This is a genomic window from Paracoccus sp. KR1-242 (assembly GCF_049446195.1).
Lineage (GTDB): Bacteria > Pseudomonadota > Alphaproteobacteria > Rhodobacterales > Rhodobacteraceae > Paracoccus > Paracoccus broussonetiae.
Genome location: NZ_JBMSED010000021.1, coordinates 1 through 26,673, shown reverse-complemented (window position 1 = coordinate 26,673; position 26,673 = coordinate 1). Strand labels below are relative to the sequence as shown.

General features: G+C 59.3%; 21 protein-coding genes, 1 tRNA gene and 2 pseudogenes. 13 read left to right on the top strand and 11 right to left on the bottom strand.

The features are described from left to right. Positions 1-46 precede the first annotated feature (46 nt). Positions 47-123 (top strand) — tRNA-Met (locus ACO2Q4_RS22960). Positions 124-565: 442 nt separating this feature from the next. Here the strand turns inward: ACO2Q4_RS22960 and ACO2Q4_RS22955 are convergent. From ACO2Q4_RS22955 to ACO2Q4_RS22945, 3 genes are all read right to left on the bottom strand, one after another. Next, complete coding sequence (locus tag ACO2Q4_RS22955; RefSeq protein ID WP_423322089.1) at positions 566-790, bottom strand: hypothetical protein; 225 nt, start codon at positions 788-790, stop codon at positions 566-568. Between the two features lie 247 nt (positions 791-1,037). Then, entirely contained in the window at positions 1,038-1,967 is a 930-nt protein-coding gene (locus ACO2Q4_RS22950; protein ID WP_423322088.1) for a recombinase family protein, read from the bottom strand. A gap of 110 nt (positions 1,968-2,077) precedes the next feature. After that, a complete protein-coding gene (locus ACO2Q4_RS22945) occupies positions 2,078-2,254 on the bottom strand; it encodes a hypothetical protein (protein WP_423322087.1) in 177 nt (58 codons plus the stop codon). Between the two features lie 977 nt (positions 2,255-3,231). On the opposite strand from ACO2Q4_RS22945, the gene ACO2Q4_RS22940 reads away from it, so the two are divergent. Next, positions 3,232-4,365: a Hint domain-containing protein gene (locus ACO2Q4_RS22940; RefSeq protein WP_423322086.1), complete on the top strand. Its 1,134-nt coding sequence runs from the start codon at positions 3,232-3,234 to the stop codon at positions 4,363-4,365. A 351-nt stretch (positions 4,366-4,716) separates the two neighbouring features. Here the strand turns inward: ACO2Q4_RS22940 and ACO2Q4_RS22935 are convergent, their stop codons facing one another. Further along, positions 4,717-5,259: a hypothetical protein gene (locus ACO2Q4_RS22935; protein WP_311761787.1), complete on the bottom strand. Its 543-nt coding sequence runs from the start codon at positions 5,257-5,259 to the stop codon at positions 4,717-4,719. A gap of 22 nt (positions 5,260-5,281) precedes the next feature. Further along, on the bottom strand, positions 5,282-5,617 hold the full coding sequence (locus ACO2Q4_RS22930; RefSeq protein WP_423322090.1) for a type II CAAX prenyl endopeptidase Rce1 family protein: 336 nt from the start codon (positions 5,615-5,617) through the stop codon (positions 5,282-5,284). 657 nt (positions 5,618-6,274) lie between these two features. Here ACO2Q4_RS22930 and ACO2Q4_RS22925 point away from each other — a divergent pair. Both ACO2Q4_RS22925 and ACO2Q4_RS22920 read left to right on the top strand, forming a co-directional pair. Beyond that, positions 6,275-6,661 carry an Imm8 family immunity protein gene (locus tag ACO2Q4_RS22925; protein ID WP_311761788.1) on the top strand — a complete coding sequence of 129 codons (387 nt, stop codon included), beginning with the start codon at positions 6,275-6,277 and terminating at the stop codon, positions 6,659-6,661. Between the two features lie 282 nt (positions 6,662-6,943). Beyond that, a pseudogene (locus ACO2Q4_RS22920) lies at positions 6,944-7,393 on the top strand (thiol-disulfide oxidoreductase DCC family protein). Positions 7,394-7,782: 389 nt separating this feature from the next. Here ACO2Q4_RS22920 and ACO2Q4_RS22915 read toward each other — a convergent pair. The 3 genes from ACO2Q4_RS22915 to ACO2Q4_RS22905 all read right to left on the bottom strand — a co-directional run bounded on the left by ACO2Q4_RS22915 (position 7,783) and on the right by ACO2Q4_RS22905 (position 11,006). Continuing rightward, positions 7,783-8,532, bottom strand: coding sequence for a hypothetical protein (locus ACO2Q4_RS22915; RefSeq protein ID WP_311761790.1), 750 nt, complete (start codon positions 8,530-8,532; stop codon positions 7,783-7,785). 87 nt (positions 8,533-8,619) lie between these two features. Next, entirely contained in the window at positions 8,620-9,984 is a 1,365-nt protein-coding gene (locus tag ACO2Q4_RS22910; RefSeq protein WP_395135932.1) for a DUF1254 domain-containing protein, read from the bottom strand. After that, complete coding sequence (locus tag ACO2Q4_RS22905; protein WP_423322085.1) at positions 9,981-11,006, bottom strand: DUF1214 domain-containing protein; 1,026 nt, start codon at positions 11,004-11,006, stop codon at positions 9,981-9,983. Before ACO2Q4_RS22905 ends, ACO2Q4_RS22910 begins: the two co-directional genes overlap by 4 nt. Positions 11,007-11,252: 246 nt before the next feature. On the opposite strand from ACO2Q4_RS22905, the gene ACO2Q4_RS22900 reads away from it, so the two are divergent. The 4 genes from ACO2Q4_RS22900 to ACO2Q4_RS22885 all read left to right on the top strand — a co-directional run bounded on the left by ACO2Q4_RS22900 (position 11,253) and on the right by ACO2Q4_RS22885 (position 14,258). Further along, positions 11,253-11,930 carry a Crp/Fnr family transcriptional regulator gene (locus ACO2Q4_RS22900; RefSeq protein WP_395135930.1) on the top strand — a complete coding sequence of 226 codons (678 nt, stop codon included), beginning with the start codon at positions 11,253-11,255 and terminating at the stop codon, positions 11,928-11,930. Positions 11,931-12,398: 468 nt separating this feature from the next. Further along, on the top strand, positions 12,399-12,659 hold the full coding sequence (locus ACO2Q4_RS22895; RefSeq protein WP_311761793.1) for a YjhX family toxin: 261 nt from the start codon (positions 12,399-12,401) through the stop codon (positions 12,657-12,659). Then, positions 12,659-13,495 (top strand): SAM-dependent methyltransferase, encoded by an 837-nt coding sequence (locus ACO2Q4_RS22890; protein ID WP_423322084.1) that lies wholly within the window; start codon positions 12,659-12,661, stop codon positions 13,493-13,495. The genes ACO2Q4_RS22895 and ACO2Q4_RS22890 overlap by 1 nt, the downstream gene beginning before the upstream one ends. Positions 13,496-13,586: 91 nt before the next feature. Further along, positions 13,587-14,258: a glutathione S-transferase gene (locus ACO2Q4_RS22885; protein ID WP_423322083.1), complete on the top strand. Its 672-nt coding sequence runs from the start codon at positions 13,587-13,589 to the stop codon at positions 14,256-14,258. Positions 14,259-14,455: 197 nt separating this feature from the next. Here ACO2Q4_RS22885 and ACO2Q4_RS22880 read toward each other — a convergent pair whose 3' ends face one another. Then, positions 14,456-14,689 carry a hypothetical protein gene (locus ACO2Q4_RS22880; protein WP_423322082.1) on the bottom strand — a complete coding sequence of 78 codons (234 nt, stop codon included), beginning with the start codon at positions 14,687-14,689 and terminating at the stop codon, positions 14,456-14,458. Positions 14,690-14,771: 82 nt separating this feature from the next. Next, positions 14,772-15,512 (bottom strand): metallophosphoesterase family protein, encoded by a 741-nt coding sequence (locus ACO2Q4_RS22875; protein WP_423322081.1) that lies wholly within the window; start codon positions 15,510-15,512, stop codon positions 14,772-14,774. 640 nt (positions 15,513-16,152) lie between these two features. Here ACO2Q4_RS22875 and ACO2Q4_RS22870 point away from each other — a divergent pair. The 3 genes from ACO2Q4_RS22870 to ACO2Q4_RS22860 all read left to right on the top strand — a co-directional run bounded on the left by ACO2Q4_RS22870 (position 16,153) and on the right by ACO2Q4_RS22860 (position 22,157). Continuing rightward, positions 16,153-16,578: a VOC family protein gene (locus ACO2Q4_RS22870; protein ID WP_395135925.1), complete on the top strand. Its 426-nt coding sequence runs from the start codon at positions 16,153-16,155 to the stop codon at positions 16,576-16,578. Positions 16,579-17,139: 561 nt separating this feature from the next. Next, complete coding sequence (locus ACO2Q4_RS22865; RefSeq protein WP_423322080.1) at positions 17,140-18,207, top strand: siderophore-interacting protein; 1,068 nt, start codon at positions 17,140-17,142, stop codon at positions 18,205-18,207. Between the two features lie 551 nt (positions 18,208-18,758). Further along, a complete protein-coding gene (locus ACO2Q4_RS22860; RefSeq protein ID WP_423322079.1) occupies positions 18,759-22,157 on the top strand; it encodes an AAA domain-containing protein in 3,399 nt (1,132 codons plus the stop codon). A gap of 884 nt (positions 22,158-23,041) precedes the next feature. Here the strand turns inward: ACO2Q4_RS22860 and ACO2Q4_RS22855 are convergent. After that, positions 23,042-24,229 carry a succinylglutamate desuccinylase/aspartoacylase family protein gene (locus ACO2Q4_RS22855; RefSeq protein WP_423322078.1) on the bottom strand — a complete coding sequence of 396 codons (1,188 nt, stop codon included), beginning with the start codon at positions 24,227-24,229 and terminating at the stop codon, positions 23,042-23,044. Positions 24,230-24,843: 614 nt separating this feature from the next. Between ACO2Q4_RS22855 and ACO2Q4_RS22850 the strand changes: the two are divergent. After that, positions 24,844-25,475 (top strand): annotated as a pseudogene (locus ACO2Q4_RS22850) (tyrosine-type recombinase/integrase). A gap of 604 nt (positions 25,476-26,079) precedes the next feature. Beyond that, a partial coding sequence (locus tag ACO2Q4_RS22845) for an AAA family ATPase (protein WP_423322077.1) occupies positions 26,080-26,673 on the top strand: 594 nt, incomplete at its 3' end.

Below are 26,673 nucleotides of genomic sequence, written 5' to 3'. Positions count from 1 at the left end.
TCTCGAAAACGATAAAAAGCACCGCAAAAACCGCGATGCAAAACGGCGCGGGATAGAGCAGCCCGGTAGCTCGTCAGGCTCATAACCTGAAGGTCGCAGGTTCAAATCCTGCTCCCGCAACCAAATCAACCGAACCATGATCCAAGACATGCTTAGCCTCAGGCTGGGCCAAGCCGATCATTGCGGTCATCGCACCCTCCAATTCAACTTTGACGCCCGTCTCGGTCTCGTGGATCGTCACGCGCGTGATCAGGCCACGGATAATCTCCAGCGCTGCTGTCCGGATCGCAGGATCCGCCAGCGTTTGTGCCAGTTCCTTGACCTTCTTGTCGTAGAGGCTGCTCAATCCCGGATGCAGGCGCACGGGTGAGGGCAGGGGCGTGGCAAGCGCGTCCTCGATCTCTCCCTTCCTCGTTTCCAAGGCATCCAGCTTGGCCTTCAGCCCCGGTGTCCGCAGGCCATCCGCGATCGTGTCCTAGAGACCATCCAAGCGCCGCAGCACTTCGGTCTTCGCGGATTCCAGCTTGGTGCGTTCGGCCGATTGCGACGCCCGACCGGCGTTCACTTAGCTGCCATAAGCACTGATGAAGCTGGCGACCGCCGCGGGCTGCATCACGCGGTCGCGCAGCAGGACGAGGATCAAGGCCATGAGATCTCCGCGCCGGAATGCGCGCCGCTGCGTGCAGGCCCCGAGCTTGCGGGCCGCGGAACTGGCCAGATAATCCCGATCGACTGCCGCATATCCACCGCCGCAGCAGCCACATTGCGGGAGCCCGGTCAGCAGATGCACTTTGCGCCTCTGCTCCCAGAACCGGCTCTGTTTGATGGCGCGGACCCGCCGGTCGTCCTCGATCTCCCCTTGGCACGCTGTCATAGGGCGTCGTCGAGGATGCGCAGTTCCGGGACTTCGGTCGCGATCCATTCTTCCTTTGGGCTCATCCGCGACATGCGCTTGCCGGTCCCGGGATCCTTAAAAGTAACGCATCCGATTCCAAATTATCTTGCCGACATAGAGCTCGTTGTTCAGCAACCCGGTACTACGCAGACGATGGCTGCGGATCGCGGTGTCGCGCCCAGAGTTGGCCGCGAGGGCCAGAGATGCCCTCTGCATTCAGCTTCTTGGCTATGGCTTTTGGAGAAGGGCCGTCGCTGAAGTCCAAGAAGATCCGACGGACTACCTCCGCTTCATCATGATTAACGGAGTGCTCACCGGTGGCCGGAGTACCATCGGCGCTCAGACGCCGCACGATGTCATATCCATAGCTGATGCCGCCGCCCGCGAAACCGGCCTCGACCCGGCCGCGCAAATCTCGCCGCGTCTTGGCGGCAAGATCCTTCAGGAACAATTGGTTCATCGTGCCCTTGAGGCCAACATGCATCTCGCTGACTTGGCCCTCCGCCCAGGTCACGATACGGACGCCGTGGAAGCTCAGGCGCTTGTAGAGCGTCGCGACGTCAGCCTGATCACGTCTCAACCGATCGAGCGCCTCGTCGATGATGAGGTCGATGTTGCGATGCGAGGCCGCATCCACAAGGCTTTGCAGACCGGGACGGGGCATCGAGGCGCCCGAGATGGCCATATCGGCATGATGCTGTATGATCTGATAGCCTTCACGATCCGAGCGCGCGACGCAAAGCCGCATCTTGTCTTCGATGGAAGCCTCGCGTTGGTTCTGGCTGGAGTAGCGGGCATAGATTGCAGCGCGGGTCGTGATTGGCTCCTGATACGCTGGAGGCTTTCGATGCAGCCACGCTTGGCTGCGATGGCACGCGCATGGTTGTAGTGCTTCTCGGTTGTTCTGAAACTCGTATGCCCCCAGCAGCGGACCGCCCAAGCGGGCATGCTCGGGGGACCCACGTGCCAGTGTTGCGGCGGCAACGTCCCGGAAGAAGTGTGGCCGCACGCGATCACCTGTCATCCTTTCCGTCAGGTCGCAGATACGCCGTCCCATGTAGGAGTAGCCCATGGGACGCCCTGAGCCCGCAGCCCAAAGCATCGCATGGGTCTCATCGCCACGGCGCAGCAGAAAAGGGGCGGGATTCGGACAGCTAGTGGCGCAGCAGCCGCTCTAGCGGATCAGGGATCGTCGCGGTCCAGCTGTTGCCGGTTTTGGTCATGTCCGGTGCAAGAACAATCTCGATGGAATGCACTGTAAGAAGCACCGAGGCCCAGTTGCAGCCCTACAAATGCACGACGCCGGATCGGCAGCAGCGCGAGAAACGCAAGCAATGTTCCGCCGCGCAGCTTCTGCATGCGCTCGAGGGTCGATCTTGCATCCGCGTGTTGTCCAGCCAGATCGAGGCGCGCCTGCAGCAAAACGCTCCCCGCAAGGAGGCGCCCATGCTTCCGCTCGCCGTTTCTGTCCTGTGCCCAAGCAAATTGAATGGAACGGATCCTTCACAGTTTCCTTACACAGACTTCACGATCGACGGCAACAACCACGCGGATCAGCGTGTCGAGCCGCATGACCCGCGAATAGGCGGCGTCGGCCTCCATCGAACTCATCCACGCCACGATGCGCTCCGGTATGATCCGCAAAAGCGGTGGGTCCCCGAGGGCTGCGGGATCGATCGCTTTCAGCCATGGAATCCAGCGACGATAACCGCCTCGTGCTGCGCAATGGTACTGGCCCGAAGATGCGCAAAGGCACCCGCGTCATCCAGAGGATTGCCGTTTGCCTGCAGGCCAAAACCACATCTGTTGATCGGCTTCGGGCCATTCGTGTGGGTAGAGCTTGATCCGCGTCATGACGTGCGGGCCTTGGCAACATGTCGGAATAGAGCTTGGTCGACGTGCCGGCCTCGAAGCCGACATAGGCGTTCAACTTCGAACTGGTAGAGGAATGCCCCAGCAAGCGGCGGACCACTTCATAGCTGCCCGGCCGATCGGCCAAACCATCTTCGCTGCAAGGTGCCGGTGCAGATGCGTGTTGAAGTCGATACCGATCTCGCGGCGAATCCTGCTGCTGATCTTCATTGACGTCCATCCGTACGAAGCAGTCATTCGAACTGAGGGTTTGCTTGGTGTGCGCTCCCAAAGTGGAAACTCTCCAACCGCTGCATCTATTCTGATCAAAAAACAGCGTCATCGCCTCCGCAATCGCTTGGAAAGAGGGCATGTCGTGACACTCGCAAGGCTGGCGCGCGACGAAGGCATTCGAACTAGATCACGGAGAAATCCGTGGCTAGCATGCTTTGGAGCATTCACCATACCCATAGAGGAAGAAGTTTATGCCGTGGCTCGTCTTTCCCGTGAACGCCCTTGCTATTGGTAACATCACCGGAAGCAATACCTTTACAGTGAACTCCCTTCCATTAGTTGACGCCCTGACAACCATCACGGGAGGTCCTCTTCCCGACGGTGCGACAATAGAATTCTTCGTCGATGACGGTGCCGTACATTATGACGATCTCGAGAATGGTCCGCATATCTTGACTGGGGAAGCCTTCACCACCGCCCGAGTCAGCCTAGCCGGCAACAAGGATTATGATTTTGTCGTGCGGCCTGAAAATCCGAACGAAGGCGTCATCGACATTGATAACCAGTATAATGGAGAGCTAGCCACGTTTAATGGACAGTATTTCATAAGCTCTTACCCCGACACAACGCCGGTTATCGGTACGTTCGGCGGGAATATCGTTCTGGGCAGCATGGATGGAGGCTTCCCGGATTCCGGGTCGATCACCTACACGCCGGACCCCACCGGTGCGCCTTATCGATTTTATCTCGACGCTGAAGTCGTGTGCTTCACGACAGGAACGTTGATTGAAACTCCTGACGGGCCGCGCGCTGTTGAAACATTGAAAGTGGGCGACCTTGTTACAACGATGGATAATGGCCCGCAGCCGATCCGGTGGATTTCATCTCGCAGCATACGGCCGATCTTGCGACATGATCTCCTTCCGGTTCTCATTCCCGCTGGTGCGCTTGGCGCAGGATGTCCCGAGAGCGATCTTCGGGTATCTCCGCAACATCGTATCGCCCTGCACTCACCTGCCATTTGCGCAAGCTTCGCCACGGATGCGGTTCTAATCGCGGCCAAGAAGCTGGTTGGTCATAACGGAATACGGCAAGAGAGCCAGGGCAAGGTCGTTTATGTCCACTTTCTTCTGGACCGCCACGAACTGGTCTGGGCCAACGGCACTCTGACCGAGACGCTCCTGACCGGGCACATGGCGCTCCGCGCGCTTGGGGCAGCACAACTGCGCGAAATCGCGCTCATTTTTCCGGAGATTGCTCAACCCACCCACGTGCCCCATCCTGCACGCCGCATTCTCGGGCGCGGCGAGTTTCAGAGGATACTCAAGCATTTTCCGAATGATAGGCTGGTTGGCAATCATTCGGATCGCCTTCTGTCCCACTAGATCCCTTAATCTGGATCTGTGCTACCCCGACTGGCCCTGGGTGCTGCGCAGCCTCCACTGCTCCGGTCTTGCACGACCGTCCGGCAATGGCTCGGAGCTACCTGCTGCGGGGCAAAACGACGGCAATTGGGCTAGGGTCGCGACTGGTTGTCCACCCAGCCGGGCCCGGCCCATTATCGACTATCGCATGCTGGTAATGCCGCACGACAGCATTCCTGAAGCAACCGCTCGACACGTCCCGCAGCATTTCTGGCTGAGGAGCGGCTGCGGCGCGCCCACTGCGGTCATTCTCTGCGCCGGCGCCATCCAGCCGATGACAGATTTTCGATGCAACTCGGCTTGCCAACGAGCTTAATTGAGGCTCTGGAAATGGCCTTGACCGTCGAAGAAGCAATTGAAGAAGGTTGAGCCGCGCGTGCCGTCGAACCAACCCTGTGCCACATAGCGACTGCCCACCTTGAAAGACGGGTTCACCGTGAGATCGGCCGGCCGGACGTTGAAATGCGATGCCGCCTCCCCCCTGCAGAAGCGCGACATTTCCGATGTGGTCATGGCAAGCTTGGGTACGACAGGTTCCTGCACTGTGCGGCCCTGCCGCTGATGCGCATTCACTTGGCAGATGCCGCTTGCGCCGCCCTTGGTATATGAGACGGCAAGGCTGTGGTCGGGATTGACGTTGATCGACACGGTGATGTGGTCCCTGACCGCCTCGTAATAATTGGCGTTGAACCGGTGCAGCTTGGCCTCATTGCCGTTCAGGAAAACGGGGCCGCCCGCGTCGGAATGCACTTCGATGTGGCTCGGACAGGTTGCGTTGAAAAAGGGAACGTCGGCGAGGGCCGGGGTCGAAGTTCCAAACACAAGAAAAGCTGCCGTCATCAAGTGTTTCGTCATTCTTGGCTCCTGTGGAAAAGTGTTATATTCCAAGTTCATGGAAGTATCGTGCCAACATGATCTCCGTCCAATCTGTTGCAATATGCACTCCAAAGGACACCCAGAGATTACGCGTGACAAGAAACGCAAGTGTGAAGACCAGCCTCGCCACCCCGATCACACCGAAGCATTGCGCTACGTTCCAGTCGTATGTGGGCGGATGCGCGAGGCAGAAAACCAGCCAGCCCGAGACGATCCCGAGCGCTAGCGTCAGGCCTGCACCCACGCCAGTCCGGCTGCGCAGGAACGATGTCACGGCAAGCACGGGAAGTATGGCCAGTAACTCCTCCCCAAGCAGCGACGGAAGTGCCGAGAGCAGTTGCAGTATGAAATCGAACCCATCTTGGGATTGGATTTAAGCGAAGATGGAATTTGTCGCGGTCGGAACAATGTCGCTGATAACTAGCGCGGCCAGCAGCGTGAGAATGATTGCAAGCGCGGCAAAAGCCGGGATCGGGAACGCGTCCCGCAATCGAAGCGGGCGGAACAAACCAGTTCGTCCCGGGCCCGCAGAAACGGCCAGCGCGACAAGTGGCAGGACAGGAAAAAGGATGCCGGTTATGGCGGCGGGAACTCCCAAAACCACCGGGCCGCCAATCAACAAAGTAAGCCCAAAGGCAAGCCCGGCAAGAATCAGTCTCCAGCCAGTCGGTGCGATTGCGTCGTTTGCAGCGGGAGATTCTCAGCGTCGATCATCGGCTCCAACACCCCTGGAATCGGTGACGCATGCGGCGGCAGTAAGTCGGAACGCGAACAGGTCAACTGCGTGTGGTTCTTGTTGCACAAAGGGTCGTACTGAAATCTGGCATATCGCTGGTTGGATAGGTCAGTTGCGAACGGCTGCATCGTGCGATGTCAAATCGACCGCGGTTTTGTTCATCTCCAAGCGATCGACTGTCCGATCCAGGCTCCGCAGCACGATGCGGACATTCATTGAACCTGCTGATACCTTGTCCCGGACACAGACGAGGGTCAGATGGAAGCCGAAATCAAGAGCTTTTTCCTTGGCGATTTTCACGGTGAACCGCTTTGCCCATCTGATCCAAAGCACTTCGGCGGGATTCTGGATCTGGTGATCGGTGAAACTGGCTCGACAACTGGTGACAATTTTTCGGTTTTCGTCTGCACACCCTCATGGTTTTCCGCCAGCGTTCTGAAGGTCTATCCGACCGACCCGACGCACGAGGCTTTTTCCAAGCCTGCGTTCGGACGACACCATCCGTTCGTATCGATGTTTGACGAGAAAGAGGTTCGAGGAGTGATAGACAAGCTGCTGGGCAACGAGGCCCGCGGCGATTGGTCAAAACCAACCGCTCGTTTAGCGCGCAACCTTCCGTGGGAGTTTGAGGACTACCAAGGCTGACGGCCATTGGCAACTATGGGCTCCAAGCTGCCTGCGGCGTAGCGGCAAGTGGGTTTGACCTTGCCGTTCGGACCTCACCTTGTTCGGCAGGGTGAACCGGTCTTTCGTGGGCGATCACCATGCCGCCGTTATGCAAAACCGCACCTCCTGGAGCGGGCACCAGGACCTGCGGATTCATGTATACAGCGCGAGTGACATGAACCGGAGATCCATGAGAAGATCATGTGATGCCCGGCAGCTTCGGATTGCGCCGCGCCGGCGTTTGCCGGATGATCCGGTGTCATGGCCGAACCCTTTTCCTTCCGCAGAGACCCGGCGGTGCCGCCTTTTGATGACCTCCAGCCTGTCGCGGTGATGGATGCCGAATGCGCCCTGTGCAGTTGGGGCGCGCGAATGATCCATCGGCTCGACGGCACGGGAACAGTGCGCATCTGCCCGATCCAAAGTCCGCTGGGCACCGCGCTGCTGCGCCATTACGGGCTGGAGCGGGAGGACCCCTCAAGCTGGCTGTTCATCGACGGCGGGGTGGCCTATGTCGATTGCGACGCTGTGCTTTAGGCCAGCCGCAGCTTGGGCGGATGGATCCGGCTAGCCGGCGTGTTGCGGGTTTTCCCCCGGCCGGTGCGCAACTGGTTCTACCGTCGCCTCGCGCGCAACCGCTATGCGCTGTTCGGTCGCGCCGACATGTGCGCCTTGCCGGACCCGGCCTTCCAGCGTCGGCTGCTGCGGTGAAGATCCTGATCCTCGAATGCCATGGCGGCTTCGGCGGACGCTTCGCTCGGAGTTGGTCCGCGATAGGCATGAGGTTATAATTGCAGGGCGCGGCTTAACCTAGGCGCAGGCTCTGGCGGACCGACTGGACTGCGAAGCGATACTGATGTCCAAGATGGCAGCTTCCGCTTCTACGTGAATATCCTGGCGCTTGATGTGAACGGCCAAGGTTCGGAGGCAAGCGCCCGGCCCATACCGGACTTTTGGGCCCCGCGAATGCTGCAGGGTGACCTCTGCAAAGCCACCGCTCGACCGCGGACTCTATCCGCTTTTTGGCAAAGGCGAATGGGGAATGACACCGTTCGGTGCTCGTACCTCGGGAGCGTTCACTTCCGAACAAGCGCCGGTATTCAGAAGCGATAGCTTGCACCAAAAATCGGACCGTTGAGTTGCAAGTCGTAGGGCAGGCCTTGGTATTCACGATCAACTGACAAGTTGCGCCACCCGCCGCTCAGTGTCCAATTCGTGCCGACACTATAGCTGGCCAGCGCCACGACCTGCCAGGTGTCGTCCGAAGCCTCGCCGATGCCGAAGCCGCCGCCGTCGATCCAAAGGCTGGCCTGCCAGCGGCCGTCCTCACCATAGGATATCCGCGTCGCAACAAGCGGATCGATCCAGGTATCGGAAAGCGAAGAGCGGTAATCCCGCAGGGCAGTGCCCCGGAATGCAAGGTCGATATTGGCAGACATCAGCCTTGCGCCGCCCCCCAGATCGACTCTCAGCCCATCCCGATCCACGACATTGTAAAGGCCGTATCCCGCGGCCGAGGTCAGCTTTATCCCCGTCGACACTTCCGAGAACAGCACCTGCCGGGGCATCTGATTTCCAAGCGTAAGGTCGAGGTGGAGGAAATCCCCAACCAACGACCAGGGCCCGCTTTGCGCGCTGATTGTACCCATGATCCCGGCATCCAGCGCATCGACCGCGTCGGCGCGGCCAAGCTCGGTTGTCACCGCGCCGAAACGGGTGTCGAGCGTGGTCGTGGTCTCTGGAAGCCAAAGATAAGCGGATGCCGAGACCTGCCAGCCTTCCTGAGAGGCCGCAGGTGTTGCGCAAAGCGCTGCGCCGACAAGCAGCGGAAGGGCTTGAGACCGCTTCATGGGGGAATTCCTCGGGGCATATCGGAAGAGAAGTCGCGGCACATGGGCCAAGAGGCGGCCGTCTGGCCGCCCCCCGCAAGGCGCGTGTCAGCCGACGACCTCGATGGTGGGCGCCTTCCACTGACCATCAAGAGCTTCGGGCTTGGGCAAGTATAGCCGCATGACGGCGTAGAACCCCTCGGCTGGCGCGGGCAGCCAGCTCGCCTCTTGCTCGGCGCCGGGGCTTTCGGCCTGAAGGTGGAGGACGATGCCGCCGGTTTCGTCCCGTTTCAGCCCCGGCAGCATCGGCGAATTGATCAGGTAGCGGTCGATCGGGTTATCGACCAGCAACTGCCGCGCCATGTCATACATCGTGATCGACCAGAAGGCGGCCACCGGCGGCAGGGCATCCGCCGCGAAGCGCAAGGCATAGCGATGCGCCTTGCCGTCAAGCGGCTTGCCCGCCGCGTCGAGATTATAGATGACGTAAAGCGCCTCCTGTGCGGTATTGCCATAGATGCCACCCTGCGCGGCAGCGGCGCGGTCCATGTAGCGGCCCTTCATGAACTCGGGCGTTCCGAACAGCTTGGCGGAATCCGTGAGATGCGCGACCTCGGCGCGGATCTCCTGCTCGGTCGGCCGGACAAGGTCGCGCATCCGGGCCACCTGATCCGCATTCAGGCTGGCGGGGGGCCAGGCCGTCCCCGCTTGCAGCCCGAGCGTGGCGAAGCTGTCGCGCAGGGGTCCCTCCCATTCGAGGGGCGGGGCGAACTGCAGCAGGAAAGTCGCAAGCGGCCAGAAGTCGGTCAGCATCCGGTCGTCGTCGATCACCGGCCAGTCGATGGCAGGTGCCGGAGCCGGGGCAGGCGTGCCCGCAAAGGCCGACAAAGCCTGCGCCTTGTAGCCCGCCTGAACCGCTTCGACCTTGCCGATGTCGTCGGGCGCAAAAAGCTGCGTGCGGATGACCACAAGACCCAGATCAGTCGGTATCCGGACCACACGCTTGATCCCGGCGGGTGCTTCCCCTTGCCAACCCGGCCCCGCAATCATGAAATCTCCGCCGCCATTGCCATCCACCCGCGTGCCCAGATAATCGACATTGTGGGTATAGAGATCGACGATTTGGGCCGAGTAGTAACGATCCGCCTCGATGGCGGGCAGGGACAGGACCAGCGGTTCGGCGCGCAGGTCCATGACCATGAAGGAATAGGGTGTGTCAGAGTTGGGCGTGATGATCGCCGTGTCCTGCGGCGTATAGACCCGGGCGATGCTGCTTAGCGTGTTGAGCGGCCCCTTGTACTGCTTGCCCCCCGGTTCCAGCGCGTATTGGTATAGGGTGAGGTAGTTCTTCACCATCGGGTAGGTGTAAAGAAACGCCTCATGCGTCAATGCACCTTGATCCTGCGCATACATCGGCAGGCCCGGCAGCACCGCCGCCGCGACGCTCATCTGAAGCAGGGTTCGACGGTTCATTGCACTTCCTCCGGTTCCGGAAAGACCCAGCTGCCATCAAGAACGCTGGCATCGGGGCGATAGAGCCGTACCATCCAGTTCCAGCCCTCTGGCGTCGGCAGGCAGTTCACGACCGCCTTGTCGCATCCGCCGAATTGGACCGTTACGCTGCCATCGCTATCGGGCGTCGCGGTCAGGTTGTTGAGCGTATAGGCGTTCTGGGTGTTCGCTACGTAATAGCCGTCGGCATTGTAGATGGAGATCGACCAGAAGCCTTGGACCGGTACCTTGCCGACCTTGACGCGGTAGACGGTCTTGCCGTCGTTCTTCGCCACCTGCCGGTTGAGGTAGAGCGCCTCGGTTTCCGGGTTGCCGCCCCATCCCATGGCCGAGCCGATCACATGGCGAACGGGGTCAACCTGATCCTTTGCCCCGAACATATGCCGCGTGTCGGGCAAAAGCGCGGCAAGATCGATCAGCGCCTGACGCGTCCGGTCCTGCGTGGAATTGTCCCAGTCGGGCACCTCGAACGACCCGGGGCTGGTTTGCGAAACCTTGATCCCGTCTTGAAGCTTATGGACCGTCGCAAGATCCTCTACATCCTCCGGGTTCACCAAGGTGCGGATGGCAACCGCCACATAGCGTGTCCCGATCGCCGCGCGCGTCAATTCAAGCGTACCACCTCCATAGTGAACGCCATGGGTATAATGGTCCTCGTCGATGATCTGGACTGAGAGGAAGCGCGTGCCGGGATCAGGCAGCGTCAGCGTTACCGTCCCGGCATCCAGATCGAAGATGCCGCTGGAATATAGCGTGTCCCGGTTGAGCCGTATCACCGTCTGCTCGGCAACATCAGCCATCACCCGATCATGGCCAATGACACCCAAACCATTCCGCGCGGAGATGCTGCCGAAGTAAAGATCGCTTTCAGCCCGAGCAAAATTGTCCGTGCTCACCGGCACGGGTTCAGCCTGTGCCAGTCCCGGTGCGATCAAGAGCGCCGTACCAAGAGCATATGCGATAACGGGGAAGCTACGGGACATTGCGGTCCTTTCAATTGCATATCGCGGTGACGCTTTGGTCGTCCGCAAAATTGAGGCAGCGAGGCGTCGTGTATGACGAAAGCCCGACTGTCCGATGGATCAAAGGCATGGCGACCCTCATGTGAGGGAGGCAGGAAAATTATATCATCGGCAATACGGCCACCGTATCTGTCGATTCGAAGGATTGATAGTCCACTGGAAACTCTCAAACTGTCCCAATCGACACAGTTCAGCGAAAAATAACTCGTGCCCATAACAAGAGCAGAAGCCGAGACGATCATCCTTCAGAGCGGGTGGCTCGCCCTGCAACCGTCCACGTTTCAGAAGACGGTTCTGTCGCGTAGCCTGCTTCAAAACTGGGATGTGGGCGAGGTCATCTACCACGCCGGGGATCCTCCGGGTGGAATCTACGGTCTTGTGCACGGATCGCTTGCCGTAAGTATGGCCGCGCCGAATGAAGCGCCCCGATTTGTCCAATTCGGGATAGCCGGTGCATGGGCCGGTGAAGGGCCATTCCTGACAGGGGAACCGCGGCGCGTCGAGATGCGCGCGATTACCGGTTGCACCCTCTTCCATCTACCGCTCGATGTAATGCAGCAGATGGCAGCCTCCAACCCGGATGCGATCCGTCGCTTCGCCCATATCACGGTGCTGCATTTCGACGTGCTGACCCGAGTTATCGACGATTTGCTGATCCCGAACACGATGCGACGGATTGCCTCGGTGCTGCATCGCGCCAGCTGGCTACAGTCCCGCAGCATTCCGATCAGTCAGGAAGCCCTCGGCGGCATGGCCAACGCCTCACGCAAGCAGGTCAACGCCGCATTGGCAAAGTTCGCGCAGGCGGGATGGATCACGACATCCTATCGCACCATCGAGGTCACTGATGGCGGTGCATTGCTACGGTTCGCACGAAACGATTAAGTCCAGAGTTGCTCCCAGAACTCCGCCGATTTGTGAGCTCTGCGATTGCAATTCCATCCTCGGACAGCCCCATTGGGTCCGGCTGCATTCGGTTGCAGCCGAGGCAGATCATGCGCAACCCGGAGTAAATCGATAGTCGGCCCCTAACGGACGTCTTATCCTGCTAATGCCGCACGACAGCATTTCCCGAAGCAGCCGCTCGACACGTCCCGCAGCATTTCGCGCTGAGGAGCGGTTGGGGTGCGGGCAAAGCTGCCGTTTCTGTCAGAGGCTTGATGGTTGCCCTAGTGATGTATGGTCTCTATATGCTGCGCCTGGGCCGGTGGAATAGCCGTCGCTCGTTCCAAGAGGACTGGATGTCAGAGCTTGTGAGATAAGGCTCTCTGGGTTTCAGAGAGCTGGGTGAATTCCGAACCACCGGGTGCAGTGCACTTGCGGTGTTTTTTCACATATTCTCACGAGACATCCATGAATATCTCACGAACTGAACAACGTGTTCTGCACGTTCTGGCCCTTGGTGGCCGTATTCACCACGAGCGGACCGATGGTGCAAAAATCACTGCCATCACTTGCGTCACGCGTGAAGGAACGGTGCTGTCCGACTGCACTCTGAGCGTCTTCAGCCGTCTGCGCAAAAGGCGCCTGATCGAATCCCGTTCCGGCAGCCCCTATCGCATCTCGAAACGGGGCCGGCTTTCCGTTCGCGCTCAGCTCGACAATCAGGGCTGATGACAAAGGCAGTCGGGCTGCATCGAAATGCCGATGCAGCCCGCGAACGTACGATCAGCATCCGATCAAAAGGACAAGTCATGGATATACCACGCATTTTCAGCATCAGCGAAAGCACGCATCGCATTCACAATCCCTTCACCCCGGAGAAGTACGACACCTTCGGCAGGGTGCTTCGTCTGGAGCCGGGAACCAGCGTGCTCGATCTCGGCAGCGGTTCGGGGGAGATGCTTTGTACTTGGGCCCGCGATTTCGGGATCACGGGCACCGGCATCGACATGAGCAAACTGTTCTCCGAACAGGCAAAACGCCGCGCCGAAGAACTTGACGTCACTGGTCAGGTGAGTTTCATCCACGATGACGCGGCTGGTTATGTCGCAGAGGAGAAAGTCGGTGTGGCAGCCTGTGTCGGCGCCACATGGATCGGCGGAGGTGTTGCCGGTACCATCGAACTGCTGTCGAAGAGTCTCGCGTCCAATGGGATGATCCTCATTGGCGAGCCCTACTGGCGGAAACAGCCGCCAAGCGAAGAAGTCATCAAAGGTTGCGGGGCCGGTACCCTGTCAGACTTTCTGACACTTCCCGAACTGCTCGGGTCCTTCGCGGAGCTTGGCTACGACATCGTGGAGATGGTTCTGGCCGACCGGGAAGGCTGGGACAGGTACGAGGCCGCGAAATGGCTCAACATGCGCAGCTGGCTCGAAGAAAACCCCGATGATGACTTTGCGCCAGAAGTTCGGAAACAGTTGTCGTCAGCACCCGCGCGATACGCATCATACACGCGTGAATATGTGGGCTGGGGCGTGTTCGCGCTGATGGACCGAAAACGTCATTGACAGAGCAGGATCGAGCGGCCCCCGGTCGCTTGATCCTTGACCGAATATCCACGACTGCCTAGGGGTTTGCGGCGCAGTGTGAGGTATCTTTATGACGTGGACTTTGGCCATCGGAGAACGGTGCTATTCCAGCTGGAGCCTGCGCGGTTGGCTGTTGTTTGACGCGTTCGGCATTCCGGTCAAAACTGTCTCCGCACCCCTATACAGCGATGGCTTCGCTCGTGTGCTTGCGGACTTCGCACCCGCCAGAACGGTTCCTGCGGCCAAGCTAGGTGATACGGTCATTTGGGACAGCCTCGCCTTGGCCGAGGAACTTGCCGATCGCTACCCAGACGCTGGTCATTGGCCTGCGGACCCGGCCCGCCGAGCTGCAGCAAGGTCCATGGCGGCCGAGATGCATTCCGGGTTTACGGCCTTGCGATCTTATTGCTCCATGAATCTTCGAACAGCCTTTCGCGACGTGCCCGTACCAGATGACGTACGAACAGATTTGAATCGTATCGAAAGGCTTTGGTCACAGGCCGATGGATGGCTGTTCGGTGATTATTCCGTCGCGGATGCCTTCTTCGCGCCCGTGGCGATGCGGATTGCAGGCCATGACCTGTACGTCGGTCCTAACGCCCGCGCCTACGTGCATAAGCATCTTGCGCATTCTTCGTTGCGGCGCTGGATGGAAATTGGCCGGGCGGTAGACCCTGTTCTGGACGCCTATACTCGGGATTGGACAGAGACGGCATGGCCGACCACCACCACGAAAGACTAGCTCTCCAGAACCTTCGGCGAGTGCGATGCGCGGTAGCCCCCGAAAGCTTGCCGCTATGTCTTGACTGTCGGCTTCGGGCTCATATTCGGGTCGATCCCCGTCAGGCCCGGTCCCATTAATCCGGGTTTCTTCGAGCAAGGATCGGGGCACCACAACATAACCCCCGCGTCTAGGGGCCCAAGTCTGATCCGTGCCGATCAATATCCGCCCCGCGCCGCCACCGTTGCCAGTATTCCCGAGACCGGCGCGACGATGATGAGCACGAGCCACCAGACCAGCAGCTTCAAGCGCCCACGTCCGAGGAAATCCATTTCGGTGATGTTGTTGGCGCGAAAAAGGTCGTCGCTGCGAAAGAACAACTTGGCGAAGACCACAACCAAGCCCGCGATTGCCGCGAAGAACACCATCATCAGAGCCGTCGAGAGCATCATTCGCTTCTCTCCCAGAGGTGTTCACGCCGCATGATTTCAACAGACCTGGCGTGTCGGCGCAAGGCGACGAGATATGGGCGTCCTATCTCACGCGGCCGCGGAGCAAGGCCTGAACCCAGTCCGGACGTCCTCCCGCCTCGGCCATCCGGATCATCCGTGCGGGATCGTAGGGCACCTGATGGTGAGAGGTCGCCCAGCCAGCCGCGGTCCTTCTGACAGTTGCATAGCTGGCTGTGCAAGTGCCGGTTTCCATGACATGCGCGAAGGGTGTCTGGTCATCATAGGCCGGACAGCCGACGCTGCCCGGATTCAGGATCGAGCACGTCCCGATATCGACCCGTCGGGGAATGTGGGTATGGCCACAAAGAAAGAGGCTGGCTGATCCTTGCAGTTCCGCCGCGATCGACGCCTCGTTTTGCAGAATGGCATGACCAACAGGCAGAACCATTTCCAGCCAGTAGGTCGTATCGCTTCTGGGCGCGCCGTGGCAGAGGAAAATGCCATCCTGAAGTGTCAGGACCGGCGGGAGGCCCCGGAGCCATTCCAGATGGGCAGGCCGCAGCTGGGCATGAGCCGCACGATCTGAGATGCCCATCTCGCCAGGCTCCAACTCTACCAGTTGGCGATCATGATTGCCGCGTATGCAGATGAAATCGCCATCCATCAGCACATCGGCAGTCTCGGCGGCCGCAAGCGGACCGCTTAGGTGGTCACCGAGGTTAACAATCCTGTGGATGCCCTGCGTCTGGATGTCCTCCAGCACGGCCCGGAGGGCATCCACGTTGCCATGGATGTCGCTGATGACCGCCAGTGTGCCCTGCATGACGCTTCCCAGACTTGTTCGTCGCAGGCCATCATCCAGCTTTGGCAACCGGAAAATCAAGGTTCGGGAGACGGATAACAGGAGTCATGGGACAAAGCGGACGCTGCGTCTGGTAAAACGGTCATCGCGTGCGACGGGCCTCTTCATGTTTACCCTCGTCCCGCTCTAAGGGTCTACGGCCAGGCAGGCTTCGTCTATCCGCGCGCGCTTACCCTGTTGCGAACTGTCCCCCCGATGGTGCAACGGCCGTGCACCAAGTCCTCCACCATAAGGCCTTCGAGTGAAAACATAATCTTGTCGTCACTGGTGGCACCCGGTGAGATTGGCAGATGAAAGGTGCGGCCGTATTTCTTCATGGAGACGCGATAGCACAGATCGCTAAGTGGCGGCTATTGGCTCTGAGCTTCGATCTGGCTTTCCGAACCCGCGAACGGTGTAGACCGGGCCAGCCATGGCACCGATGCGGACATTGCCGTCGTTGACCGCCCATCACACCCGGGCTATCATCCGCCGGTCTGAAACAGGTTAGGCTCGGGAAGGTTGGCCCGGCCCCCGCTCTGCGGGTCCTTCCGTTGCAAGCCAACGGCCCAAGACTATCAAGGCGTCCGCGCGGTGCAGGTGCCGATAGAAAGGGTATGGCATGAAACCCAGGATTTCCGTTCTGACACTCGGCGTCGCCGATCTCGAGCAATCGCTTTCCTTCTACCGTGACGGCCTCGGGTTGCCCACGCAAGGCATCGTCGGGAAAGAGTTTGAGCATGGCGCGGTGGCGTTCTTCGATCTTTCCGGCGGGCTGAAACTTGCGCTCTGGGCGCAGGCCGACATTGCCCATGATACCGGATTGCCGAAGCAGCCGGTCAGTCCGACCGCCTTCACCATTGGTCACAACGTCATGCGGCGGGAAGAGGTTGATCGGATCATGGAGGCTGCAGAACGTGCAGGGGCAGAGGTCGTCAAGGTCGCGCAGAACACGTTCTACGGCGGCTACGCGGGCTATTTCCGCGATCCCAACGGGCATCTGTGGGAAATCGTCTGGAACCCGGAACTGCTTCCCGCGGAAGATTGAGCAATCCCCGAAGACCACTGGCTTCAGCTAAGGCCAGTATCCGCTAAGGGCTCACGACGAACATGCCGCGGTACAGCAACCGCCAAGTTTGCTCGGGGCAACCCTCCTGCTGCTGGAACAGGAGGGCCCGGCCTTTACCAGCCGCTGGACCATGACAAATGCCGCATTGATGCATGTGTCGAAGCGATCACTCGGCCATAGTGCAGGAAATCCTTGATGAAACGGCAGGGATGCGGGACAAACCGGATCTTTTGCACTTTCAGCGACGATCTTGCTTGACGCCGCTTTCACCTATCAGGTGCAGGAAAAAACCGATAAGGCGATCAACGTGAGCAACCTGCTTAACGGGCAGCATGTCTCGGGTGCCGGAACCAACTATTCCCACAATCCTGGCTGCGAGCTCCAGGCGACCCTGCGTCACCGCTTCTAATGAAAATCTGGCATGGGGTGGTGTTCTTGCCGCTTCCGTTCTTTCCAAATGGAAACACTCAACATCTGGTTCTCGGCACTCGCTTGCGCTAGGAGGGTGCGGACAATACCGCCCTGCCAAGGACTATCGCCATGCTTCAAGCCAGCACGCGGCTTTCTCATCCCGAAGCCATCGAGGCGATGCACCGCTTCCAGCAGGACCATCCCGAATTCATCACCGTCGAAAGCGAGACCGGCCCTTGGAGCATGGTCATCCCGGCGGGGCGCTTCTTCGTGCAAATCGAGGCCGATCACCTGTCGGTTCTGGCCGAGGGGGTGGACGCGATTGGCCTCAGCTATCTGAAGCTGATCTTCGTCGACCATATCCGCGAATATCTAGAAGAAGAGATTGAGTTCGCTTGGACCGGTGACGAAACCGATACCAAGGTTCCGCCGTTTTTCCGCCAGATCACTGTGGTCTGGTCGAAACAATTGACCCGGTCGATGCAGCGCGTGCGCTTTGCCGTCCCGGATCTGGAAAACCTGCAGCATACGGAATTGCATGTCCGCCTGCTGTTGTCGCCCAAGGGTCGTACGCCAGTCTGGCCTTGGATGACCGCCAGCGGCGGCATGGCATGGCCTCAGGGCGAGGATGCGCTGATGGCCCGGATCTATACGCTGCGCAGCGTGGACCTTGCTGCAGGTGAGATCGAGATCGATTTCGTGCTGCATCCCTGCGACGCGCCCTCTGCCGCGAATTGGTCGACGCTCTGCCAGCCCGGAGATATCGCCGGGATGCTGGGACCGGCGGGTCAGATCCCGAGATCAAGCGGCCGCCTGCTCATGCTGGGTGATGAGACGGCCTTGCCCGCCATCGCGCGTGCCTGCGAGGTGTTGCCCATCGGGGCCGATTGCGAAATTCTGGTCGAGGTCGACGGGCCCGAGGACGAGATGGATCTCGGCTGGCCGGTGAGTTGGCTGCACCGCAATGGCGCGACCCCCGGCACGACCAGCCTCCTGGCCGATGCGGTGAAGGCGCGGGAACCTTCGGACGATCTCTATCTTTGGGCCGCTGCGGAATTCAGCGCCTTCAAGGAAATCCGCAGGCATGTCCGCTCCGTCTGGAACCTCCCACGCGAGCAGCACAGCGTGGTGGCCTATTGGCGCTATGGCACGCAGGGCGTACTGCCCGAGGAGCCGCATCACAAGAAGAAAGCCTGAGTTCTTCTGCGGGGGCACGCAATGTGACACCCAGGTTGAGATGGGCTTAGCTCGACGAATAACGATGCTTCCGCAGTCGCTCGTAACGTTTTCAGCGACCCGTTAACGCAATACAGCAGCGCGGAGTTGGTGAGACAACTGTCCGCTAAGGAGCCCGCTTATTTCGCGGCGTTCTCAAACCGTGAGAGGTGCCGCGCGCTGCGCTAATGTTGGCTCAGGGCTTCAAGCGGCATGCTGCGACACGGCAACCTGCAGGTTGGGCGCCCTCAGCCGATCCGCCGCTCACGAGGCCGTGGCCCTGGCCCATTGCCGACATTCGACCGATCACAATGCTGCGTGGTGGCATCCAATACAGCAGACGTTCAGTTGCAGCGCAGCGAAACGATCAGATGGTTGCTTCCTCCATCTGGCCACTGAACAAGTTCGTACCGGCGTTAGAAACATCAACTCCTTCCCGGGCTAAGCCTATGTTTACTTGGGTGTCACATTGCAACACCCACAGAAATGAGCCACATTTTAGTGGTTAGGCATGTCCACGAAGTACTCGGGCAATGAGCAACAGTTTTGAGAACACGCTTCGCTATTGGCGTTCCTCACTCGCTGACGGCGCACTTGGTGAAGGAAAATTCGCTCAATCAGATCGAAAGCGGTTTCTGGATGTTCCCTCGGAGACCTTGAAGTCAGGTGTTCTGCCCCGCGAGACCGTGGAACTACTGTTTCGTGACCAAGCATCTGCCCGGACAGTAGGCGTTCGTATTCGGCCTTTGGTCATGGCTCGAAAGACATCTCACGGAGCTGCGCGATCTGGCGGCCTACCGGAAATCGTGGCGCCCGTTGTGAGCGAGGCGACCGTCGATCGGGAAGGGCTAATTACGCCCACGCGTAATGCCTTGGCGCGAGACCTCCTAACCCCACTCCCGTCTGGTGAGTTTGCGATCGGATCGGTTGATGCTCTTGACGACTTCCTCACCGAGACCCCTCTTCCCGAAATGTCCAGCGATGCGGCATGGCAAGCCTACCTCGGACACTGCCGCAAGATGGTGGACGCTGTTTCCCAAGGCTGGCCACGGGGTGATGTTGACTACAAACCCCTCGGTTCAGGCTTTCTTGAACTCGGCGATGACGCTAACGCGACGGTTCGAGGCATTCTCGATCTGTACGACAGAATTCTGGCGGATGGGCCGGATGCAGCGCTGCTTAGGCAGATTGCAATTCCTCAACCTCGTTCAAGCACACCCGACCATCGAGTTGAACAGGAGTTATTCCGGCGGCTTGGTCACTCCAATCCCAACTTCCCTCTTGCCGAACATCAGAGGCAGGTTCTGTCGTGGCTGGATGTGTCATCGCCTGGCGAGGTAATTGCGGTGAACGGTCCACCCGGGACCGGCAAGACAACCATGCTCTTGTCCGCAGTTGCCGGGTTGTGGGTACGCGCGGCGCTAGATGGTGGGGATCCACCGGTAATCGTGGCCGCTTCGTCGAACAATCAGGCCGTGACAAATATTATCGACGCGTTCGGTAAGGATTTTGCCAGGGGTGACGGACCTTTCGCGGGCCGCTGGCTGCCTGAAATAGATAGTTTCGGCATTTTTCTCGCGTCCAACGCTCGGCGGATGGAAGCTGCGCGTCGTTACCAGACGGAACTTTTCCAGTCCGAGCGCGAGACTGTTGCATATGTCCAACGTGCAAAAGAGGCATACCTTGGCGCTGCCAAAGCAGCCTTGCCTGAGCTGGACACCACGGATCTGACCTCAGCTGTCGCGGCTTTGAAAAGCAGGATGGTGATTGAAGCTGAGAAACTGAGCCAAATTGATCGTGCAACCAGCGCCGTCCATGCCGCGAGAATCGCCCAAGATACGGGACTAGGATCTGACCCATCCGCTGCCGAATCCAAAGCTGCCGAAAACATGGAAATCCGCACTGCAGCATTGGCAAACCTACAGACCGCGCGGGCGGCTTTAGATCGGCATCTTGCCTCAGAGTCCTCCCTCGTCTCGATGGTCAGCGTCTTTGCGGCGGCAAAGGAAAAGCGGGCATTGCGTGCTCGTCTGGCCCTCGGTGATCTCGTGCCCGGTCTGGAGGACACCAAACGCGTTGCAGAGATTGAACAGCGAATTCACAGCGATCTTCGCGACGCCGCGAAAGCCAAGCAAGATGCGGAGCAGGAGGTAGCACGCGTAAAAGCACTGCGCCAAGCATTAGCCGACGCGGAAAAGCAATGGTCGAATGCTGTGGCGACCTTGGGTGGTTCTCAAGATTGGGAAGAACTAGAGCGGCAAGCCGACCTGGGCATTCGGTTTCATCTGTTCCTTTTGGCCACCCATTATTGGGAAGGACGGTGGCTTCTGGAAATGGAGGCCGACCTTGCCGCGATCGTCGCGTCCCACAACAAGAGCGGCAAGGCAACGGTGATACCCCGTTGGCACCGGCGTATGATGTTGACACCTTGCGCGGTGGCGACGTTCGCCAGCCTGCCTGGAAAGATGACTTACAGCCGCCGCGACGGTGGAAAATGGGCGACCGAATACCTCTTCGACTTTATCGACCTACTGATCGTCGATGAGGCCGGCCAAGTCCTTCCCGAAGTTGCTGGGGCCTCATTCGCACTTGCAAAACGCGCTCTCGCTATTGGTGACACGCAGCAGATCGAGCCGATTTCGTCCGTACCCCGCCCAGTGGACGCAGGTAACCTGCGAAGCACTGAACTACTCGCGAGCGACGCGACCATCGAGACCCTGACCCAACGCGGCATCTGTTCGACAAGCGGCAGTGCCATGCGCCTCGCACAGCAAGCCTGTCTCATTTCGCCATATCCTGATCTCGAGAAAGGGCTATACCTGTTCGAGCATCGGCGTTGCTACGATGAGATCATCAGCTTCAGCAACGCACTATGCTATAAGGGCAAGCTGCGGCCCCTGCGCGGAAAGGCGCCCTCAGGGGCGATCCTGCCTGCTCTTGGCTACCTTCACATCGATGGCAGGGCCTTTTCATCGGGAAGCAGCCGTATCAACCCCTTCGAGGCTCAAACCATCGCAGCATGGTTGGATGCCAAGAGAGTCGACCTCGAGACGCATTACCAAAAACCGCTGGAACAGGTGGTCGGCATCGTGACCCCCTTCGGGCGGCAGGTGCGCGAAATTCGTGACGCATGCGCAGCTCGGAGAATCTCGGTTGAGGGTCGAGGAGGCATGACGATCGGGACCGTTCACGCATTGCAAGGTGCTGAGCGTCCCGTCATAATTTTTTCACCGGTCTACTCGAAACATGCAGATGGGGGCTTTATCGACGCCTCGCCCAGCATGCTCAACGTCACCGTCTCCCGTGCGAAGGACAGCTGTCTCGTTTTCGGCGACATGGACAACTTCGGAGCCGCAAAAAGCGGAACCCCCCGCGCGATACTGAGTGATTTTTTGTTCACATCGGAGGAAAACGCGCTCGAGTTCCTCGCCGAACCACGCGCAGACCTGAAGCAAGATACGGGGCAAATCGCAATGCTGCGTGATGCCGCAGGACATGACGCTTTCCTCCTTGACGCACTCGCAAGTGGTGGGCGCCGCTACACGGTCGTCAGCCCGTGGGTGATCGCAAGCACGATGGAAAGGGTAGGCCTACTTGCAGCATTCGAGAAGGCGGTTCATCGCGGTGCAGAGATAGATGTATTTGCTGATCCGCTGCTTAACACTGGACCGGCATCTGGGGGGCTAAACCAGATGGAGGCCGTGGAACGGGCGTTTTCCCGCATTGGAGTAAAACTGCACAAGTTACCGAAACTGCACAGTAAAATAGTAGCCGTTGATTCTGATGTGCTGAGCATAGGATCTTACAATTGGCTCAGCGCTGATCGGCACGGCCAGTATGCACGCCACGAAACTTCGTTCGTCTATCGCGGTCAGCACCTCGAGAGTGAAATCCGAACAATCATTGAAAGCCTTGGGGGAAGAGAGACCTGATTATGATCCGATTGTTTTCGGCTGATAGCTCCGCCCGAAGCCGGGGATATCCGCACAAAACCACGGAAATAATGCTGCGCGAGTTGAGGTGCCACTATGAACCAGGTGATGTGGGTTCTCGGATGGGCGTGAAGGAGGATAGGAAAACCGGAACCGCGCTGCCGCACGCAGATCTCGCCACTCAATGTTGTCACGAACTGTTCCGCAAAACTTTCAAAAAGGTCTGCCAACATCCGTGTTCCGATCGGTCTGCTCTGCTCGTGCTAATACACTATGCTAAGGCGGTTATCAGAAATGCTGTCCCGAGCAGGTGCGTTTCGCCGTCCAAGGCGACGACCAGAGCCGCACTCGCACCATCCGTTCCCGAAGCTAGCCTCAATCAATAGACAGGAGGCTTCCATGAAGAGGAGAGAGAGAAAGCTCGCTGCGCCAGCGGATGATCGAAGAAATGCGGGCATTGTTGACAAGCTGAGGGCAGACAATGCTCTCAGCCTGTCTCTGGTGGCCAAAGATGCGGCGATATCATCGCCTATCTAGCCGGTTCGAATCCCCGGATCGGCACGGTGTTCGGGTGGGGTCTGATCGGTCCTCTTGCCGTTCCACCCTCACGGCACTTGATCGGCAGCACTCACAGGGCCGGGGCGCTCCTTCGATTGCGGACAAGCTGAAGGGGCAGCATTGGTCGGAGAGATCCGATACTAAGGCCGGTTTGGCTTCAGTGTCGTTCAATCCTGTTCGTCCGGGACGTATCGATAGATGCCGGAGAACCGACAGGCGAACTGACCCGGCTCACCGCACTCGGCCTGAAGTACCAAGAGTGACGCAAGACCTATGCTCGACCACCTCGAGAAAAGGCTTCCCGCAAGTGCGACCGCGCATCCGCCTTATTCGGGATAGATTTCAATCCCGTCCGGCACGGTCTTGTGGAAAAGCACCATCACGATAGGGTTACCAGGCTCGGTCATTGCATCGCTGCGAAGGCCCGCCACCTCGCCGGATACCGCGCAGGTATATTCTGCGACAACCTCGCCGAAACTGTCGCGCTGGATCGCAACTTTCTGTCCGGCTTCGACCTTGTCGTTGAGCTTCACCAGATGCTCGACGATCCCGCCCTCGGTCGCGAGGACCGGGAACCCGCTATTGCCGATAAACACGTTCATGCCTTCTGCGGTGCGGCCCATCGGTCCGGGAAGGATACCGTGATGCTTGAGGACGTTCATCGTCCCCTCCACGAACAGCGCGATCATCTCGTGGTCAAGGATGCGCGCGGCGCCGATCTCGGGCGCGAAGGCGGGAATACCCGCGTCGACGAAGGCGTTGTGCAGGACCGTCGGATAGGCGACCTTGGGCATGTCGAGGATCTGGCTGACGGGATAAAGGTCCAACATCGCCTTGACCTCGGGTCGGCTCGTCTCGCCGATATTGAAGGCCGAGACATCGAAGCCGGTCGTCCCGGTATGGAAATCGATCGCGGCATCGGCATTCGGCCGCAGCAGTCGGTTGAAGAGCATCCCGGCATGGCGGCTGGGCGCGGTAAACCCGTTCTCGTTCCCGGGCCATTCCCGGTTCATGTCGATCAGGTCGCCCCCCCGGCCCTGATTGGGCCAGCGCCGCTGCATGCTCTCCAACGCCGGGCGCGACACGTCGGTTACGGCCATGACCGTGCCCGACATCTGGGCAGGATCGAGCTGGCTCATCACCGTCTGGACGGTGTGGATCGAGCTCATCTCGTCACCATGCACGCCGCTTGTCATGACGACGCGCTTGCCCGGTTTTGCCCCCCGGGCGACGGTCACGGACACATACCAGTGCTGCCCGGTCGGTGCCTCCACGCCCTCGAAATACAGGAAGTGCTTCTGCCCCGGCTCCAGATCGTTTACGTCGAGTGCGCTGACGACTTTCTTTCCTTGGATGATATCGCCGGTATAGACGGTCCCGGAACCGGTTGCGGCCGTTCCCGTCTCCTGTGCGCGGGCGGCACCGGCAACAAGCGCGGCGCTGGCGCCCACCGTTGCAATGGAAGCAATCATGAAGTCGCGACGATCGGGACGTTCCACGGCTTTTTCCGACATGACCAATCCTATGCCGTTGTGAAATGCAGTCCTGCTATCAGAAACCCTGAATATCCGATCGACAAGCGTTTTTGAGCGGCATTTTTGCTGGTCGCAGTGGTGGCATGTTTCGTCGCCGCAGAGTCGGCATCGACGATTTAGCTGTGCTAGTTGATGTTGCTCGTCGGATGGACACACGAGGCGAGCGCCTCTGCCATCTGCCGATCCTGATCTGGAAATCCGCGACATCCTGCATGGCAGGCCGGTGATCGCGGAGGCCAAGCCGGACACCCGAATGTCCGAGGCGGGTTGCGAAACGTGGCTGAGCAATCTCCGCGCAGTTTGGGCCCAAACATCGTCTGCAAGGTACGGGCTGGAGCCATCCATACCGTGTCGTGCATCTCCCAATTGGCGGCGAACAGGGGCCGACGCTTACGTATCGCCGCGGGATCGCGACCATCCGCATTGGACCTTGAGCGGCGACCTAGCCTAGCAGTGCATCGGTCCCAGACAAGGCGAGGAACCAAGATGTGACTTATGTAGCCAGTTCTGAGAACGACTCGACCGTTTTGTGAAACTTTCGGCTTCGTCGGATCAGTCGAAGCAGGGAGGGCAGGTGGTCAGGAGGTATCACCATGTTCACCGATTCACTTCCTGCTCTCCGTCCCGAGCACCCGCCATGGAACAAGCGACGCATCATCGGTCAGAAGCACCCTCTGCTGCCAATGCACGTCTGGTCGATCCGCGTCCGTCTGGAGATGGCAGACAACAAGTGCGATCTGGCATTGTTCAACCTGGCCCTAGATAGCAAGTTGCGCGGCTGTGACCTTGACGGTCTGAAAGTCCGCGATGTCTTTGCCGCGGGACGGGAAAGGAGCGCGCTTCGGTGGTCCAGAGCAAGACTGGTAAGCCGGTCCGCTTCGATATCACCGAGACGACGCGTCAGTCCCTCGAGTGCTGGATTGCCGATTCTGAGATGATTGGCCTCGATTATCTGTGGCCCAGTCGCCTGCACCACAGCCCGCACCTGTCGACACGGCAATACGCGCGGATCTTGCGAGAATGGGTGATGTCGATCGGACTGGACCCAAGCACCTACGGCACTCATTCGATGCGCCGTACGAAGGTGGCGCAGATTTATAAAAATACGGGAAATTTGCGGGCGGTGCAGCTTCTGCTGGGCCACACCAAGATGGACAGCACCGTTCGCTATCTTGGCGTCGATCTTGATGGCGCACTCACATTGTCAGAGGGAATTGATTTGTGAACAACACACCGGGCGACAGGATTCTTGCCGGCCGGCCCTGTGCAGACGGTCGCATCCTGATAATGCGGCACGACAGCATTCCCCGAAGCAGCCGCTCGACACGTCCCGCAGCATTTCTGGCTGGAGGGGCGTCTGCGGTGCGGACCTTGTTGCCGTTTGCGAGTGAAGCATCGTGGCTTTCGCCTCTGCAGCAGAACTGACCAGACGGGCGGGAACCGGACCTTCTCTGCGTGTGCGAACACACTCTTGCCAGGGCATGGCTGCGGACATTCCGCCAAGATCCGCCCCCGGAACCGGCGTGACCTACATAACGGGTGGGCGCGAAAGTTCGCTGCATCTGCGAACCCACCTGCGCGTCAACGCTGGAGCCGAAAATTGGCCTGGCTCCCGCGGTCGGACCGCGGTTACCGATAAGAGGGCGGATTGTCGGCAATCGAGGCGGAGGCGTATCCGTTTCCCTGGTGGACCTTGATAAACAAAGCGCTTATTTGGGTTTGCTATAAGGCGTAGAGCGGTGGGCGGCTTGGATCGTCTGTCCGGGGTGGTGGGTCTCCCGGATCGGCGGTTGCTATTGCGTTTCACGCGTCAGAAAGGACAGCCGAAGATGCACGTAACGCGTGCTACGATTCGAAATATTCGTATCATTGATGACTTTGAGTTTCTTCTTGACGCCAAGACACCATCCGCTGGATGGCATGTGTTCCTCGGTGACAACGGCTCCGGAAAATCGACTGTTGTGCGGTCTATAGTTCTCGCTCTGGTCGGCGCAGAAAACGCTGCCGCCTCCCGGCAGGGTTGGAGCGGTTGGCTGAGAGAAAACGTTTCAGCGGGCTCAATTGCGGTAAGCCTACGACAGCATTTGGACCATGATCGCTGGAGTGGGAATGGAAGAACGTCGGAGACAGTATTACCACTCAAAGTAAACCTGACCAAGAATGAAGTGACAGGTTTGGTTGAGACTTCTTTTCAGAAGGGGTCCAGCGGCCCAAGAACCGTGTGGGGAAGCGGCAAGGGCTGGTTTTCAGCTGCATTCGGACCCTTTCGCCGGTTCCGAGGTGGCGATCGCGAATATGACCTGCCACTGAACTGTCATCCAGTCGGAACCAGAGCCCGTTTGGTTGATACGCCTTCCGGCGCAGGTGGAGCAACCGATATCCGCGCGGAGCTTTCAGATCGCGCAGCGCGGCTGTCGGCTGCG